The following is a 15,523-nucleotide window of genomic DNA, read 5'->3' on the forward strand; positions in this document are numbered from 1 at the left end:
CGTTACAGTCCCCACGAACGATCGCAGGCACCGCCACGATGAGGGTGCCGGCAGGTCAGCCACCCCGGAATGACTCCGACCCCCGGGTCGTTGCAGTCCCCACGACCGACCGCAGCCGTCGCCTCGTTGAGGGTGCTGATGGATGGGCCAACCCCGGAATGACCCCGGCCCGCCGGTCGTTACACATGGACCCGGCGCCACGAGCCCCCCGCTCGTAGGCAGCCGACCCCAAGACTTTTCCCCTTTGTTAGTGCAGCGCCGGACGAGGTGCTCACACCCTGCCGCCGCCCCCTGGTGGTCGGGTGTTTCCTACCCCCGAAGGAGCTACCCCCATGAACACGATCTTCCGTAAGAGCATGCTGTCTGTTGCTGGTCTCGCGTTCGCCGGTGGTGTGTTCGCCGGTCCGATCGCCGCCCACGCCGCTACCCCGGCCGTGGATGCCAAGCCCGTCGCCGCGGCTGTGCAGTCGGCGGCGCCGAAGCCGCAGGGCGAGCAGTCCCACATCAGCCTGAACGACGAGCAGACCGCCAACGTCAAGGCGATCATCGCCGCCACGAAGAAGGCCGGTCTCCCGGAGCGGGCCGCGGTGATCTCGATCGCGACGAGCCTGCAGGAGTCGAAGCTGGAGAACCTGGGTCACCTGGGCGACATGAACGACCACGACTCGCTGGGCCTGTTCCAGCAGCGCCCGAGCTCGGGTTGGGGTACGCCGGAGCAGATCACGAACCCGGAGTACTCGACGACCGCGTTCCTCAAGGGCCTGAAGCAGGTTGACGGCTGGCAGGACATGCCGCTGACCGACGCCGCGCAGACCGTGCAGGTATCGGCCTACCCGGACGCCTACGCCCAGTGGGAGCAGCAGGCCACCGACCTGGTCGCCCAGCACTGGAACAGCTGACCCCGCACCACAACAAGCCAGCACCACCGACGACCGCGCCAAGGCAGCACCGCACACAGCACCACAGCACGACACCGACCGCTGCCGGCACCCGCAACCCGGGGTGCCGGCAGCGGTCTTTCTGCTGCCACCGATCGCCCGGCGCCACCCGCGAGCCAGCCGCCGTTCGCCGGTCGCCGGCTGGGGACGCCGGCCACCGGGCTGGGCACACAGGCCACGGGGCTGCGGACGCCGAACTAGCCCGACCGGAGGCGGATGGAGTCGAACAACCGACTTCGCTCGCAGATCTTGGACAGTTTCCGTTCGGCGCTAACGGAAACTGTCCAAGATCTGCATGCACTCCGGCTATCACCGGTCACTCAGCTGGTCCGCCGACCCGAACGGCAGGTTGCGAAAGTTCACACGCCAGGTCGCGGACACAGCCCACCAACCCGCAGGCCGGGTCGCGGACACAGCTACCGGCCCACAGGCCAGCTCACGCGACAGCAGCCCACCGACCCCGCAGGGCACGTCGCCAAACACAGCGCGCCGGTACAGGCGCGGACACAGCCCGGGGCGGCGACGCCACGCCGTGGATCAGCGGACAGTGACGGTGATCGTGTGCCAGCCGGTGGCGCCGTCCGGGACGACGTCCTGCGTACGTTCGGTCTGGGTTTCACCTGTCGCGTCGGTCGCGCGGACCTGGAGCCGGTGCTCGCCCGGTGTGGCGTCCCACCGCCAGGACCACTGCACCCAGGTGTCCACCGACACGGTCGGGGCCAGCGCGGCTTCCTGCCACGGGCCGTCGTCGACGCGTACCTCGACGCGGCTGATGCCCCGGTGCTGCGCCCAGGCCACACCGGCGACGGTGACCGGGCCGGTGGTCAGCCGGTTACGACCGCGGGGCGTGTCGATCCGGGACTGGGTCTTGATCGGTCCCTGGGCGGACCAGCCGCGCGGCACCCAGTACGCGTCGAAGTCGGCGAACCGGGTCAGCTCCAGTTCGGTCACCCATTTGCAGGCCGACACGTAGCCGTAGAGGCCCGGCACCACCACTCGGACCGGGAAGCCGTGCTCGACCGGCAGCGGCTCGCCGTTCATCCCGACGGCCAGCAGCGCGTCCCGTCCGTCGCGCAGCGCGGCGGTGGGGGTGCCGCAGGTCCAGCCGTCGACCGACCGGCCGACGACCTGGTCGGCGTCGTCGTCCGGCTCGACCTCGTCCAGCAGTTCCCGCAGGGGTACGCCGAGCCACAGGGCATTGCCGATCAGGTCCCCGCCCACCTCGTTGGAGACGCAGGCCAGCGTGACGTACCGCTCGACCAGCGGTCGGGCCAGCAGATCCGCGTAGCTGTAGGTGCGTTCCCTGCCGACCCGTCCGTGGATCCGCAGCCGCCAGGTGTCCGGGTCGACCTGGGGCACCACCAGCGCAGTGTCGATCCGGTAGAACCCGAAGTTCGGGGTGACGTACGGCGCGAGCTGCGTCAGTGAGAGGTCCGCGCCCGCCGGTACGGCCGGTGCGGGGGCGACCGGCGAGGGCAGGCGGATCGCGTCGCGGGCTGCGGACACGCCGCGCCGCCCCGCCAGCCACCGCCCACCCAGACCGGCCACCACGGCCGTGCCGAGCAGCACCCCGCTGCCGGTGAGGAAACGGCGCCGCGACTCCGGGTCCACTTCGGCAGGCCCGGCCGGTTCGACCGCCGCCGTCGGCCCGGCGGGAGTCACCGGCACCGGCCCTGCCGGGGACACCGGCACCGACTCGCCGGGCGACACCGCGCCAGCCGGCGACACCGGACCAGCGGAGGACACCGGGCCAGCCGGCGGCGTGGGTGGTGACCATGTCCAGGGGTCCAGCTCGAACGGTCCGCCGATGAACAGCCAGAGCACCAGGGCGCCGAGACCGGCGCCGACCAGGGACGGCAGCGCGTCGGCGAGGTCAGCGCCGGAGCGGGTCAGCGCGGCGGCCACGCCGATGGCGCCGAACGCGGCAATGCCGGCCAGGCCGAGTGCCAACCGGCGGACCGCCAGTACGCCGAAGAGCGCGGCGAAGCCTCCCAGCAACACGGCCGTGCCGACCAGCAGCGCGATCTTGTCGGCGGTGCCGAAGAGGTCGATGGCGAGTTGCTTCAGCGACTCGGGGACGGCGTCGACGATGACCCCGCCGACCGCGACCAGGGGCGCCGACCGGGGACCGGTCAACACCGCGACCGGTTCGGCTATCCCGATCGCAACGGCGGCGGCGGTGATCCCGGCCAACGCGGCATACCGCCGTGACGTGGTGCTCATCGGCCCAGTGTGCGCGATCATCTCGGCCGGTCGCCAACAACGTCAGCGTTCGGTAATGACCTACCAGCCCGCGAGAACGAGCCGGGGCGCACCGCCGTACGGCGGTGCGCCCCGGAACGGGTGTCGCTACCGGATCAGAAGCCCGGGCCGTGCTGGTGGCCGTGACCGTGGCCGTGCCCGCCGCTGGCGGCCGGCTCGGCCTGCTCCGGCTTCTCCACCACGAGGCTCTCCGTGGTGAGCAGCAGACCGGCGATCGAGGCGGCGTTGGTGACCGCGTTGCGGGTCACCTTCACCGGGTCGATGATGCCGGCCTTGACCAGGTCGACGTACTCGCCCTTGGCGGCGTCGAGGCCGTTGCCCCACTTGAGGTCGGCGACCTTCTGCGTCACGACGTAGCCGTCGTGACCGGCGTTCTGGGCGATCCAGCGCAGCGGCTCGACGAGCGCCTTGCGCACGACCGAGACGCCGACCTTCTCGTCACCGGTGAAGCCCAGGTCGTCGTCGAGCACCGAGAGGATCTGCACCAGGGCGGCGCCGCCGCCGGGCACGGTGCCCTCCTCGACCGCAGCCTTGGTCGCCGCGATGGCGTCCTCGATGCGGTGCTTGCGCTCCTTCATCTCGACCTCGGTCGCCGCGCCGGCCTTGATGACGGCGATGCCACCGGAGAGCTTCGCCAGCCGCTCGGCCAGCTTCTCCCGGTCCCAGTCGGAGTCGGAGGCCTCGATCTCCTTGCGGATCTGGTTCACCCGGTCGGCGACGTCGGCCTTCTGGCCACCGCCGTCGACGATCGTGGTGTTCTCCTTGTCGACCACGACGCGCCGGGCGGTGCCGAGCACCTCCAGGCCGACCTGGTCGAGCTTGTAGCCCAGCTCCGGGGCGACCAGCTCGGCGCCCGTGGAGATCGCGATGTCCTGGAGCATTGCCTTGCGCCGGTCACCGAAGCCCGGGGCCTTGACCGCGCAGACCTTGAGGGTCTTGCGCAGCGAGTTGACCACCAGGGTGGAGAGCGCCTGGCCGTCCACGTCCTCGGCGATGATCAGCAGGGGCTTGCTGTTCTGCAGGACCTTCTCCAGCAGCGGCAGCAGCTCCTCGATCGCCGAGATCTTCTGGGTGGTGACCAGGATGTACGCGTCCTCAAGGACGGACTCCTGACCCTCCAGGTCGGTGACGAAGTTCGGCGAGATGAAGCCCTTGTCGAACTGGAGACCCTCGGTCACGTCCAGTTCGGTGGTGAGCATCGAGCCTTCCTCGACGGTGATGACACCGTCGCGGCCGACGCGCTCCATCGCCTCGGCGATCAGATCGCCGATCGTGGAGTCCTGCGCGGAGATGGTCGCCACGTTCGCGATCGACTCCTTGCTGGTGACCTCGGCGGCACGGCCGAGCAGCGCCTCGGAGACCTTGGTGGCCGCCGCGTCGATGCCCCGCTTGAGGCCGGCCGGGTTGGTCCCGGCGGTCACGTTGCGCAGACCCTCGCGAACCATCGCCTGGGCCAGCACGGTCGCGGTGGTGGTCCCGTCGCCGGCGACGTCGTTGGTCTTGGTCGCCACCTCCTTGACCAGCTGCGCGCCAAGGTTCTCGTACGGGTTGGTGAGCTCGATCTCCTTGGCGATGGTCACACCATCGTTGGTGATCGTCGGCGCACCGAATTTCTTGTCCAGGACGACGTTGCGCCCGCGCGGGCCGAGGGTGACCTTGACCGCGTCCGCGAGGGCGTTGACACCGTGCTCCAGCAGGTGTCGGGCGTCGTCCGAGAAGCTCAGGATCTTCGCCATTAATGTCCCTTCGAAGCGCCATTGCCCCGGCCCGGCGAGCCGGACCGGGGCAGTGGCACTGATCGGTTGCTTACTTCTCGATGACCGCGAGGACGTCGCGGGCGGAGAGCACCAGGTACTCCTCGCCGGCGTACTTGACCTCGGTGCCGCCGTACTTCGAGTAGAGGACGGTGTCGCCGACCTGCACGTCAACCGGAACCCGGTTGCCGTTGTCGTCGACGCGCCCCGGGCCCACAGCGAGGACGGTGCCCTCCTGCGGCTTCTCCTTGGCGGTGTCGGGGATCACGATGCCCGACGCCGTGGTGGTCTCAGCCTCGTTCGCCTGGACCACGATGCGGTCCTCGAGCGGCTTGATCGCAACCTTGGTCGCGGTAGTCACGGGCATACCCTCCTGGGGTACTGGTTTCGTTGCTGGCCAGCGGGGCTGACCAGCGTCAATCTGCCTCATGCCACCGGGCGGTGCCGTCGTCGCGGGTGCCGGTCCGCCTGGCGTGCGCACCCGGGTCGCGAGACCCGGAAGCTGGCACCCTCAGGGTGAGAGTGCTAATCGCAGGTTATTCCGTGGCTAGCACTCCGTCAAGGAGAGTGCCAGCGCGTCGCGCCCCGCCAGCCAGGATTTCCGGGTCGGCCGGGACAATGGCCGGGTGGATCTCGATCAGCTGGCGGCGCTGCGTACCCCTGAGGGGTCGGCCGCGCTCACGGCGGCGGCCGACCTGGCCGGCGGTGATCCACTGGTCGCGGCGTCGGCGCTGCGCGCGACCGGGGTGCCGCCGACGTTGGCCGCGGCGGCACTGACCCAGGCCGAGTTGCGCCACCGGGCGGTGGGCAAGTTCGGCTCGGCCGCCGCTGGGATGTTCCTCACCCGTCCCGGCCTGGAGCAGGCCACCCGCCGGGTGGTCGCCGACCGTCGGGCCGCCCGGTTGTACGCGGCCGGCGTGCGCACCCTGGCCGACCTCGGGTGCGGGCTCGGAGCCGACGCGCTGGCCGCCGCCCGCGCCGGCATCCGGGTGTACGGGGTGGAGGCCGACCCGGTGACCGCCGCGATGGCCGCCGCCAACGCCGAGGCGGCCGGGCTGGCCGACCTGTTCACTGTCGAGTGCGGCGACGCGACAGGGTTCGACGTGTCACGGGTCGACGGGGTCTTCTGCGATCCGGCCCGCCGCACCACCGGCACCGGGCGGCGGATCTTCGACCCGCGCGCCTACTCGCCGCCGTGGGACTTCGTCACCGGGCTGGCCGAGCGGGTGCCGCGCACAGTGGTGAAGGTGGCGCCGGGCCTGGACCACGCGCTCATTCCGGCGGGTGCGGAGGCCGAGTGGGTCGGCGTGGACGGCGACCTGGTCGAGGCCGCGCTCTGGTGCGGCGAGCTGGCGGAGGTGCCCCGCCGCGCCACCCTCTACCGTCAGCGGGGCGCCGAGGCGTACCGCCACGAGCTCACCGGCTCGGGTGCCGCCGAGGCGCCGGTCGGGCCGCCGCGTCGCTACCTGTACGACCCGGACCCGGCGGTGGTGCGCGCGCACCTCGTCGCCGAGCTGGCCACCGAACTGGACGCCACCCTGGGCGATCCGAGCATCGCCTACCTCTACGCCGACCAGCCGATCCGCACCCCGTACGCGCGCTGCCTGGAGATCACCGACGTGCTGCCGTTCTCGCTCAAGCGCCTGCGGGCGCTGCTGCGGGATCGTCGGGTGGGCCGGGTGGAGATCCTCAAGCGGGGTTCCGCGCTCACTCCGGAGCAGCTTCGACGGGACCTGCGGCTGGCCGGCGACGAGGCGGCGAGCCTGGTGCTCACCCGGGTCGACGGCGCACCGACGGTGCTGATCGGTAGGCCTGTCGACTAGCGTCGCCGGTGTGGCGGGACAGGGAACGCCGGCAACGGCACTGTTGGTCAAGCGCGGCATCGCGCATCGCACCCATCCGTACCGGGTGTCGCCGGACGCCCCGAACTACGGCGGGTTGGTGGCGGTGGCGCTCGACGTGGCACCGGAGCGGGTGTTCAAGTCTCTGGTGACCGAGGTCGACGGCGCGCTCACAGTGGCGGTCGTTCCGGTCACCGGCGAGCTGGATCTCAAGGCGCTCGCGGCGGCGGTCGGCGGCAAGCGGGCGGTGTTGGCCGACCGGGCGGTCGCCGAGCGGGCCACAGGTTACGTGCGCGGTGGGATCAGCCCGCTCGGGCAGCGTCGACGGTTGCCCACGGTGCTGGACGAATCCGCGCTGGACCTTCCGACGATCTACGTCTCGGCTGGTCGGCGCGGTCTGCAACTCGAGCTGGCCGCGGCGGATCTGGTGGCGCTGACCGACGCCCGCACCGCGCCGTTGCAGACCCACTGACGACTGTCGTTACGTCGCCTCCCCCGTGGGATACCCGCGGAGTAACAGTCGCGTTGCTGAATTGTTATCGCTCCCAACAAACTATGCACCTGCGCGGTCTTGTGGAGCCGGTGTGACGCGAAATACGTTGCCGGACACAACAAAACAACACCTCCCCCACCCCGAAAGGACCCTGCACATGCGTAAGGGGATCCTCACCATCGCCGCCGTGGGCCTGCTGACGACCGGCGGGTTGACCGCCTGTAGCGACGACTCCGGCAACGGCTCGGCCGACTCCAAAAAGACTCCCAAGATCGGCGTGATCCTTCCGGATAGCAAGTCCTCCCCCCGCTGGGAGACGGCGGACCGTCGCTTCCTGGAGGAGGCGTTCAAGGCTGCCGGCGTCCAGTACGACATCCAGAACGCCCAGAACGACAAGAGCGCCTTCCAGACCATCGCCGACCAGATGATCACCGGCGGTGTGACCGCCCTGATGATCGTCAACCTGGACTCCGGCACCGGCAAGGCCGTGCTCGACAAGGCCAAGTCGCAGGGCGTCGCCACCATCGACTACGACCGGCTCACCCTCGGCGGCTCCGCCCAGTACTACGTCAGCTTCGACAACGAGACCGTCGGCAAGCTCCAGGGCGAGGGTCTGGCCAAGTGCCTGACCGAGAAGGGCGCCAAGAACCCCGTCGTGGCGTACCTGAACGGCTCCCCCACCGACAACAACGCCACCCTGTTCAAGGCCGGCTACGACTCGGTGCTCAAGCCGAAGTTCGACTCCAAGGAATACACCAAGGGCCCGGACGACGCCGTGCCGGGCTGGGACGGCCCCACCGCCGCGACCATCTTCGAGCAGCAGCTCACCGCGACCAAGGGCAAGATCGACGGCGTGCTGGCCGCCAACGACACTCTCGGCAACGCCGCCATCTCGATCCTGAAGAAGAACAAGCTCAACGGCAAGGTGCCGGTGACCGGTCAGGACGCCAGCGTGGAGGGCCTGCAGAACATCCTCGCCGGTGACCAGTGCGTGACCGTCTACAAGGCGGTCCGGGAAGAGGCCAAGGCCGCCGCGGACCTGGCCATCGCGCTGGCCAAGGGCGAGAAGAAGGACACCGGCCAGACGGTGAAGGACGGCGACCGCGACGTCCCCTCGGTGCTGCTCACCCCGAAGGCCATCTACAAGGACAACGTCAAGGACGTCATCGCCGACGGCTACGCGACCAAGGAGCAGGTCTGCACCGGGGCCTACGCCAAGTTCTGCGCCGAAGCCGGCATCAGCTGACCGACGCCGCAGTACCCGCCGGAACGACCATCGCCGCCCGGCACGGGAGCACCCTCCCCGTGCCGGGCGGCGCCCGCCGGACGGGCCCCGACCCTCCCTTGAGAAGGAGACCCCCGTGTCCGCGACCCCCTTGCTGGAACTCCGCGGGATCGACAAGAGCTTCGGTCCTGTCCAGGTGCTCCGCGACGTCGCCCTGACCGTCCACCCGGGCGAAGTGACCGCACTGGTCGGCGACAACGGCGCCGGCAAGTCGACCCTGGTGAAGTGCATCAGCGGCATCCACCCCACCGACGATGGCGAGTTCCTGTTCAACGGTGAACCGGTGCACATCGGCAGCCCCCGCGACGCCGCCACGCTCGGCATCGAGGTCGTCTACCAGGACCTCGCGCTCTGCGACAACCTGGACATCGTGCAGAACATGTTCCTCGGCCGGGAGAGGCGCAGCGGCATCGTCCTCGACGAGCCGACAATGGAACAGCTCGCCGCCGAAACCCTGGCGGGGCTCTCCATCCGCACCGTCACCTCGCTGCGTCAGCACGTGTCCAGCCTCTCCGGTGGCCAGCGCCAGACCGTGGCCATCGCCAAGGCGGTGCTGTGGAACAGCAAGCTGGTCATCCTGGACGAGCCGACTGCGGCACTCGGCGTGGCACAGACCGCCCAGGTGCTCGAACTGGTTCGCCGCCTCGCCGACAACGGCCTGGCCGTGGTGCTCATCTCGCACAACATGAACGACGTCTTCGCCGTCTCCGACCGGATCGCCGCGCTGTACCTCGGACAGATGGTCGCCCAGGTGAAGACCACCGACATCACCCACGCCCAGGTGGTCGAGCTGATCACCGCCGGGCGCTCGGGCGGGCTCGGCCTCGCCACCGACCCGGGCAGCAACGGCGACGGCCCGCAGGCGGCCGACTCGATCTCAGGAGGCGTCCGATGACCACCACCGCCGTGCGGAAGGACGGCCCCGCCGCCGTCACACCGACGCCGACCGTCGGAGGCCACGTCCGCAACTACCTCAGTCGGGTACGCGGTGGCGATGTCGGCGCACTACCGGCCGTACTCGGCCTGATCGTGCTCTGCACCGTCTTCGCGATCATGCGGCCGTCGTCGTTCCTGTCGGCCGGCAACTTCGCCAACCTCTTCACCCAGGGTGCGGCGGTCACGCTGATCGCGATGGGCCTGGTCTTCGTGCTGCTGCTCGGCGAGATCGACCTGTCCGCCGGCTTCGCCAGCGGCGTCTGCGCGGCGGTGCTGGCCAATGTCGTCACCGTGCTCGGCTACCCCTGGTGGGTCGCCGTGCTCGCCGCTGTCGCCACCGGCGTGGTCATCGGCACCACGCTCGGCATGCTCGTCGCGAAGATCGGCATTCCGTCCTTCGTGGTCACCCTCGCCGGCTTCCTCGCCTTCCAGGGCGTCGTGCTGCTGCTCGTCAAGGATGGCACCAACATCTCCGTCCGCGACGACGTGCTGGTCGCCATCGCCAACCGCAACCTCGGCCCCACGTTGGGCTGGGCGCTGACCGCCCTCGCCGTCGTCGGCTACGCGGCGGTGCAACTGCTGCGCCACCGCAACCGGGCGGCCCGCGGTCTGATCACCGACCCGCTCGCGGTGGTGGCGCTACGGATCGGCGGGCTCGCCGTCATCCTCGGCACCGCTGTGTACGTGCTCAACCTGGAGCGCAGCCGCAACGTCCTCATCGTCTCGCTCAAGGGTGTGCCGATCGTGGTGCCGATCATCGCGGTGCTGCTTGTCGTCTGGACGTTCGTACTGCAGCGCACCAGCTACGGCCGGCACATCTACGCCGTGGGCGGCAACCGCGAAGCGGCCCGCCGGGCCGGCATCGGAGTCGACCGGATCCGGATCTCCGTCTTCGTGATCTGCTCCTCGATGGCCGCCATCGGTGGCATCGTGGCCGCCAGCCGGGCCAACTCGGTCGACCCGAACACCGGGGGCAGTAACGTACTGCTCTACGCGGTCGGCGCAGCGGTGATCGGCGGCACCAGCCTCTTCGGTGGCAAGGGCCGCGTCCTCGACGCCGTCCTCGGCGGCGCGGTGGTCGCGGTCATCGAGAACGGAATGGGCCTGATGGGGTACACCGCTGGAGTCAAGTACGTGGTCACCGGCGTCGTGCTGCTGCTCGCGGCCAGCGTCGACGCGCTCTCCCGCCGCCGCGCGGCAGCCACCGGCACCCGCTGACCGCGGGAGGTAGCACCAGCATGCGCCCAGGACCGAGCCAGGATGACGTCCGACGGCAGAACCTCGGGGCTCTGCTGAGGCATGTGCACGTCCACGGGGCGACCACACGCGCGGAACTGACCACCACGCTGGGCCTCAACCGCAGCACCATCGGCGCGCTCACCGCCGACCTGTCCGCGGTGGGGCTGGTCAGTGAAGGGGCTCCAAAGGAGACCGGCCGGGCCGGACGACCGTCACTTGTCGTCCGGCCCGAGTCGGCGCGGGTCTACGCGTACGCGTACTCGGTGGAGGTGGACCGGCTGCGCGCCGCCCGGATCGGGCTGGGTGGCGCGGTCCTGGACCGCCGGGATCTGGACCGGCCGCGCGGGCTGCTGGCCGCGGAGGCCGCACCGCTGCTGGCCGGCGCGGTCAAGGAGATGCAACAGCTGGTGCCGGCGGACGCGATCTGCGTCGGTGCCGGCGTCGCGGTCTGCGGCATGGTCCGCCGGGACGACGGCCTGGTCCGACTCGGCCCCACCACCGGCTGGGTGGACGAGCCGATCGGCGCGGCCCTCGCTGACGAGTTGGGCATCGACGTACCGGTCACCGTGGGCAACGTGGCCGACGTCGCCGCGTTCGCCGAGCACGCACGAGGTGTGGCGGCAGGGTGCGACAACGTCCTCTACCTGTACGGCGACGTGGGCGTGGGTGCCGGCATCATCGCCGGTGGGCGCCGACTGACCGGGCACGGTGGGTACGGCGGCGAGGTCGGCCACATGAAGGTGGTCCGCGACGGGAAGCCCTGTGAGTGCGGCTCCCGGGGCTGTTGGGAGACCGAGATCGGCGAGCACGGCCTCCTGCGCGCCGCCGGACGCTCCGACGCCCGAGGCCGCGACGCGCTGCTGGAGGTCTTCGACGCGGCCGACCGCGGAGACGCCCGGGCCCAGACGGCGGTCCGCCAGGCCGGCGACTGGCTCGGCTTCGGGGTGGCCAACCTGGTGAACGTCTTCAACCCCGAGATGGTCATCTTCGGCGGCACAATGCGGGATCTCTACCTCGCGGCGGCGGCTCAGATCCGCAGCCGGCTCAACTCCAACGCGCTCGGCGCCTGCCTGGAGCACGTCCGGCTGCGCACGCCGAAACTGGGTACGGACGCGCCCCTGATCGGTGCCGCCGAGCTGGCCTTCGAACGGCTCCTCGCCGACCCCCTCGACGTGGGCTGATCCGCGTACGCTGTCCGGCGTGGATGTCGAGCTGCGCGCCTCCGACGACGACCGCAACCGGGTGGTCGCCGCGCTGCACCAGCACACCGCGGCGGGTCGGCTGACGCTTGACGAGTTTTCCGATCGGGCGGGTGCGGTGTGGACGGCGCGCACCCTCGGTGACCTGGCCGCGCTGACCCGCGATCTACCGGCCCTGCCCAACTCCGTCGTCGACGCCGGCCCGGTCGGGCGCGGGCGTCAGGAGCTGCTGATGGTCTTCGCCGCCGCGGCGCTCACCCTGCTGCTGCTCGGAGGCCTGCTCGCCGTCACCCGCTGATCCGGGTCACTCCGCGATGAACTGATCGCGCGATCAGTCCGTACCAGTGGGCGGACGGGCAACCGGCAGGGTACGGCTGCCCGGTCCAGACGCGTTCCGGTCCGGACCGAGGAGGCACCACAGACATGGCACCGCTCAGATCCGCCCATCGCCGACTGGGCACCCGGACCCATCGAGCGGCCATGCTGCTCATCGCGGTCATCGCGGGGGTCGGTGTCCTGCCCGGCGTGGCCGTCGCCGCACCCGCCGGTGGCCAGCAGCTCAACGCCGCCGACATGACACTGCTCAACGGGGTGCGGCTGGCCGGGCTGTGGGAGATGCCAGCCGGCCAGATGGCCGCCGAGAAGGGACAGTCGGCGAAGGTTCGGGAGATCGGCGCCGGCATCGCCGGCGAGCACCAGAAGCTCGACCAGCTCGTGGTCGACGCGGCCAACAAGTTGGGCGCGACCATCCCCAGCGAGCCGACCGCCGAGCAGAAGGGCTGGCTGGCCGAGATGCAGAAGGCATCCGGCGCCCGGTTCGACCAGATCTTCGTCACCCGGCTCCGGGTGGCCCACGGCAAGATCTTCCCGGTGATCGGCGCGGTCCGGGCCAGCACCCGGGACGCCACCGTCCGCAAGCTCTGCGAGGACGCCAACGCGTTCGTCCAGCACCACATGCAGATGCTGGAGAGCACCGGCCTGGTCCGTTGGCCGGAACTGCCGCCGGCCGCGCTGCCCGCCCCCGGTGAGGACGGGCTCCTGGCCGCCGCCTCCGCCAACTCCGGCCCGCAGGTCGGAGTCAGCAGCACGGTCGTCTGGCTGGTCTTCCTCGCCGCGCTGGGCACGGGCGGAATCGCCACCTACCGGATGTTGCGCCGCAGCTGACCGATCAGGCAGCGGCCTGGATGGTGGCTCGCGTCAGCGGTCTACCTGGGTGAAGTCCCAGGAGTGCGGGGCGCGGGCCACCAGCAGCGCTGGCGGGTCCGGCAGCGGGCGGGGACTGCTGCGCCACTTGGAGATCACCACCACGCGGTGGTCGGTGGAGGAGAAGACCTCGCTGGATACGTGGAGCGGGTCGTGCTCCAACTCGGGCAGGGCGGTGTCGCACACCCAGGTGATCAGGTCGGCGACTCCGTACGCCTCGGCGCGCGCCTCCCACATCCGCACGATCATGTCCGCCGCTCCCGTCACACGCTGACCGTGGTCAACGGCAGTGCCGAATCGGCTGGCAGGTCCAGTCGGCTCGGAGCGACCCCGGCGGCGACCAGGTGCGAACCGAGCGCGGCCACCATCGCGCCGTTGTCGGTGCACAGCTTCGGCCGGGGTACCCGGACCCGGATGCCGTACTTCTCGGCTCGCTGCTCGGCCATCGCCCGCAGCCGCGAGTTCGCCGCCACTCCCCCGCCGATGACCAGGGTCTCGATGCCCTGCGCCCGGCAGGCGGCGAGCGCCTTGCTGGTCAGGACGTCACAGACCGCCTCCTGGAAGGAAGCGGCCACGTCGGCCACCGGAACCGGCTCACCGGCACGCTGACGGGCCTCGACCCACCGGGCCACCGCCGTCTTCAGGCCCGAGAACGAGAAGTCGTACCGGTGGGCGGCGAGATCCTTCGCGGCGGTCAGACCGCGGGGGAAGGCGATCGAGGCGGCATCGCCGGCCCGGGCCTCCCGGTCGATGGGCGGACCGCCCGGGAACGGCAACCCGAGCAGCCGGGCGACCTTGTCGAACGCTTCCCCGGCTGCGTCGTCGATGGTGGCGCCCAGCGGGGTGACACCCCGGGCCAGGTCGTCCACGAGCAGGAGGGACGAGTGACCGCCGGACACCAGGAGCGCGATGGCGGGTTCGGGCAGTGGGCCGTGCTCAAGAGTGTCCACCGCGACGTGGGCGGCGAGGTGGTTGACGCCGTAGATGGGTTTCTCGGCGGCGACCGCGTACCCCTTGGCGGCAGCGACGCCGACCAGCAACGCACCGGCCAGCCCCGGCCCGGAGGTGACAGCGATCGCGTCGATGTCGGCCAGCGTGACGCCGGCCTCGGTCAGTGCCCGGTCCATGGTCGGCACGATGGCCTCCAGGTGTGCCCGGCTGGCCACCTCCGGCACCACACCCCCGAACCGGGCGTGTTCCTCGACGCTGGAGGCGAGCGCGTCGGCCAGCAGGGTGTGCCCCCGCACGATGCCGACACCGGTCTCGTCGCAGGAGGTTTCGATACCCAGGATCAGTGGTTCGTCAGCCATGGTCGTGTGGTCCGTCCCCGGTCGGCTCGGCGTCGCGCCGCATGACCAGCGCGTCGGTGTTGCTCGGTTGGTAGTAGCCGCGCCGCACCCCGATCGGCTCGAAACCGTACGTCGCGTAGAGCCGCTGAGCTGCGGCGTTGTCCACGGCGACCTCCAGCAGGGTGCTGCGGGCGTCGCGCCGGACCGCCTCGGCGAGCAACTCCTCCAGCAGGGCCCGGCCCACGCCGCGCCGCTGGGCGTCCCGGCGGACGGCGATGTTCTGTACCCACACCTCGTCCGGCGGAACGCCGGCGAGTCCGGCGTAGCCGAGCACCGACCCGTCCGCGTCGACGGCGATTCGGTAGTGGTGCCCGTTGGCGAGCTCGCTCCAGAACATGGCGGGCGACCACTTCTCAGCCCCGAAGAGGTCCGCCTCGATCGGCAGCACGTCGTCAATGTGCCACCAGCGGAACGGTTCGAGCCGTACCGCGGTCATGGCAGGACCGGTTTGCGGCCGGTCGCCGCCACCGCGTCGGGGCGGCGCAGGTAGAGCGGGGTGAGCCGCTCACTGGACGCCCCCGCCCGGATCCGCTCGGCGGCGAGCAACGCCAGCACTGTCGCGTCCGGGTAGCGCGGCTCCACCCGAACGGGTAGGTCCAGGACCTCGGCGTACCGGTGCGCCCCGTCACCGACCGCGATCGTCGCGCCCAGTTCGCGGGCGCGGGCGGCGGCGACCGCCGGCGCGGACACCTCGGGCCCGACGGTCCGCTGGCCGGCGCCGTCGTAGACGGCCCAGTAGATCTCCTTGCGCCGGGCGTCGCTGGCGGCCAGGACCGGCGCGCCGGACGCCGCCGGGTAACCGATGGCATCCAGCGAACAGACGCCGTACGTGGGGATGCCGAGCACCTGACCCATCGTCGCGGCGGTGACCAGGCCGACCCGCAGCCCCGTGAACGGCCCCGGACCGAGCCCGGCGACGATGGCGGCCAGGTCACGCGGGCGCGCGTCAGCGTCGGCGAGGACCGCATCCACCTGGGGCGCGAGCAGCTCACCGTGCGCGCGGGCGTCGACCGTGCACCGGTGC

At 71.0% G+C, this 15,523-nt stretch carries 16 protein-coding genes; 9 read left to right on the forward strand and 7 right to left on the reverse strand.

Translation table 11 applies throughout. The annotated features are described in order from the left end of the window. Nucleotides 1–332 precede the first annotated feature (332 nt). Nucleotides 333–899 (forward strand): hypothetical protein, encoded by a 567-nt coding sequence (locus MED15_RS24020; protein ID WP_112587083.1) that lies wholly within the window; start codon nt 333–335, stop codon nt 897–899. A 576-nt stretch (nt 900–1,475) separates the two neighbouring features. On the opposite strand, the gene MED15_RS24025 is transcribed toward MED15_RS24020, so the two are convergent. From MED15_RS24025 to groES, 3 genes are all read right to left on the reverse strand, one after another. Then, complete coding sequence (locus MED15_RS24025) at nt 1,476–3,161, reverse strand: molybdopterin-dependent oxidoreductase (RefSeq protein ID WP_112586500.1); 1,686 nt, start codon at nt 3,159–3,161, stop codon at nt 1,476–1,478. 134 nt (nt 3,162–3,295) lie between these two features. After that, on the reverse strand, nt 3,296–4,936 hold the full coding sequence (gene groL, locus MED15_RS24030) for a chaperonin GroEL (protein WP_112586498.1): 1,641 nt from the start codon (nt 4,934–4,936) through the stop codon (nt 3,296–3,298). A gap of 70 nt (nt 4,937–5,006) precedes the next feature. Further along, entirely contained in the window at nt 5,007–5,321 is a 315-nt protein-coding gene (gene groES, locus MED15_RS24035; RefSeq protein ID WP_030330046.1) for a co-chaperone GroES, read from the reverse strand. Nucleotides 5,322–5,580: 259 nt separating this feature from the next. Between groES and MED15_RS24040 the strand changes: the two genes are divergently transcribed. The 8 genes from MED15_RS24040 (at nt 5,581) to MED15_RS24075 (ending at nt 13,111) form a co-directional block, all read left to right on the forward strand. Further along, nucleotides 5,581–6,777 (forward strand): THUMP-like domain-containing protein, encoded by a 1,197-nt coding sequence (locus MED15_RS24040; protein WP_112700171.1) that lies wholly within the window; start codon nt 5,581–5,583, stop codon nt 6,775–6,777. Nucleotides 6,778–6,787: 10 nt separating this feature from the next. After that, nucleotides 6,788–7,267: a Cys-tRNA(Pro) deacylase gene (gene ybaK / locus MED15_RS24045; RefSeq protein ID WP_112586495.1), complete on the forward strand. Its 480-nt coding sequence runs from the start codon at nt 6,788–6,790 to the stop codon at nt 7,265–7,267. 178 nt (nt 7,268–7,445) lie between these two features. Continuing rightward, complete coding sequence (locus MED15_RS24050; protein ID WP_112586493.1) at nt 7,446–8,534, forward strand: sugar ABC transporter substrate-binding protein; 1,089 nt, start codon at nt 7,446–7,448, stop codon at nt 8,532–8,534. Between the two features lie 115 nt (nt 8,535–8,649). Beyond that, nucleotides 8,650–9,468, forward strand: coding sequence for an ATP-binding cassette domain-containing protein (locus MED15_RS24055; protein ID WP_112601036.1), 819 nt, complete (start codon nt 8,650–8,652; stop codon nt 9,466–9,468). After that, nucleotides 9,465–10,727: a sugar ABC transporter permease gene (locus MED15_RS24060; protein ID WP_112737046.1), complete on the forward strand. Its 1,263-nt coding sequence runs from the start codon at nt 9,465–9,467 to the stop codon at nt 10,725–10,727. The genes MED15_RS24055 and MED15_RS24060 overlap by 4 nt, the downstream gene beginning before the upstream one ends. A gap of 20 nt (nt 10,728–10,747) precedes the next feature. Next, nucleotides 10,748–11,929 (forward strand): ROK family protein, encoded by a 1,182-nt coding sequence (locus MED15_RS24065; protein ID WP_112737048.1) that lies wholly within the window; start codon nt 10,748–10,750, stop codon nt 11,927–11,929. Between the two features lie 19 nt (nt 11,930–11,948). Beyond that, the gene (locus tag MED15_RS24070) at nt 11,949–12,245 is read left to right on the forward strand and encodes a DUF1707 SHOCT-like domain-containing protein (protein WP_112586487.1); all 297 of its coding nucleotides are present in this window, start codon (nt 11,949–11,951) and stop codon (nt 12,243–12,245) included. Between the two features lie 125 nt (nt 12,246–12,370). Beyond that, nucleotides 12,371–13,111, forward strand: coding sequence for a DUF4142 domain-containing protein (locus MED15_RS24075; RefSeq protein WP_112732890.1), 741 nt, complete (start codon nt 12,371–12,373; stop codon nt 13,109–13,111). A 33-nt stretch (nt 13,112–13,144) separates the two neighbouring features. Here MED15_RS24075 and MED15_RS24080 read toward each other — a convergent pair whose 3' ends face one another. The 4 genes from MED15_RS24080 to tsaB form a co-directional block, all read right to left on the reverse strand. Next, nucleotides 13,145–13,399, reverse strand: a complete 255-nt coding sequence (locus MED15_RS24080) for a hypothetical protein (RefSeq protein ID WP_039906914.1) — start codon at nt 13,397–13,399, stop codon at nt 13,145–13,147. Nucleotides 13,400–13,413: 14 nt separating this feature from the next. Then, the gene (gene tsaD / locus MED15_RS24085) at nt 13,414–14,460 is read right to left on the reverse strand and encodes a tRNA (adenosine(37)-N6)-threonylcarbamoyltransferase complex transferase subunit TsaD (protein ID WP_091402289.1); all 1,047 of its coding nucleotides are present in this window, start codon (nt 14,458–14,460) and stop codon (nt 13,414–13,416) included. Beyond that, nucleotides 14,453–14,935 carry a ribosomal protein S18-alanine N-acetyltransferase gene (gene rimI / locus MED15_RS24090; RefSeq protein ID WP_112586483.1) on the reverse strand — a complete coding sequence of 161 codons (483 nt, stop codon included), beginning with the start codon at nt 14,933–14,935 and terminating at the stop codon, nt 14,453–14,455. Before rimI ends, tsaD begins: the two co-directional genes overlap by 8 nt. Continuing rightward, nucleotides 14,932–15,523: tRNA (adenosine(37)-N6)-threonylcarbamoyltransferase complex dimerization subunit type 1 TsaB (gene tsaB / locus MED15_RS24095; RefSeq protein WP_112737050.1), on the reverse strand; the 592-nt coding region annotated here is incomplete at its 5' end. The genes rimI and tsaB, both read right to left, overlap by 4 nt.

Source organism: Micromonospora noduli (assembly GCF_003264475.1).
Taxonomy (GTDB): Bacteria; Actinomycetota; Actinomycetes; order Mycobacteriales; family Micromonosporaceae; genus Micromonospora; species Micromonospora noduli.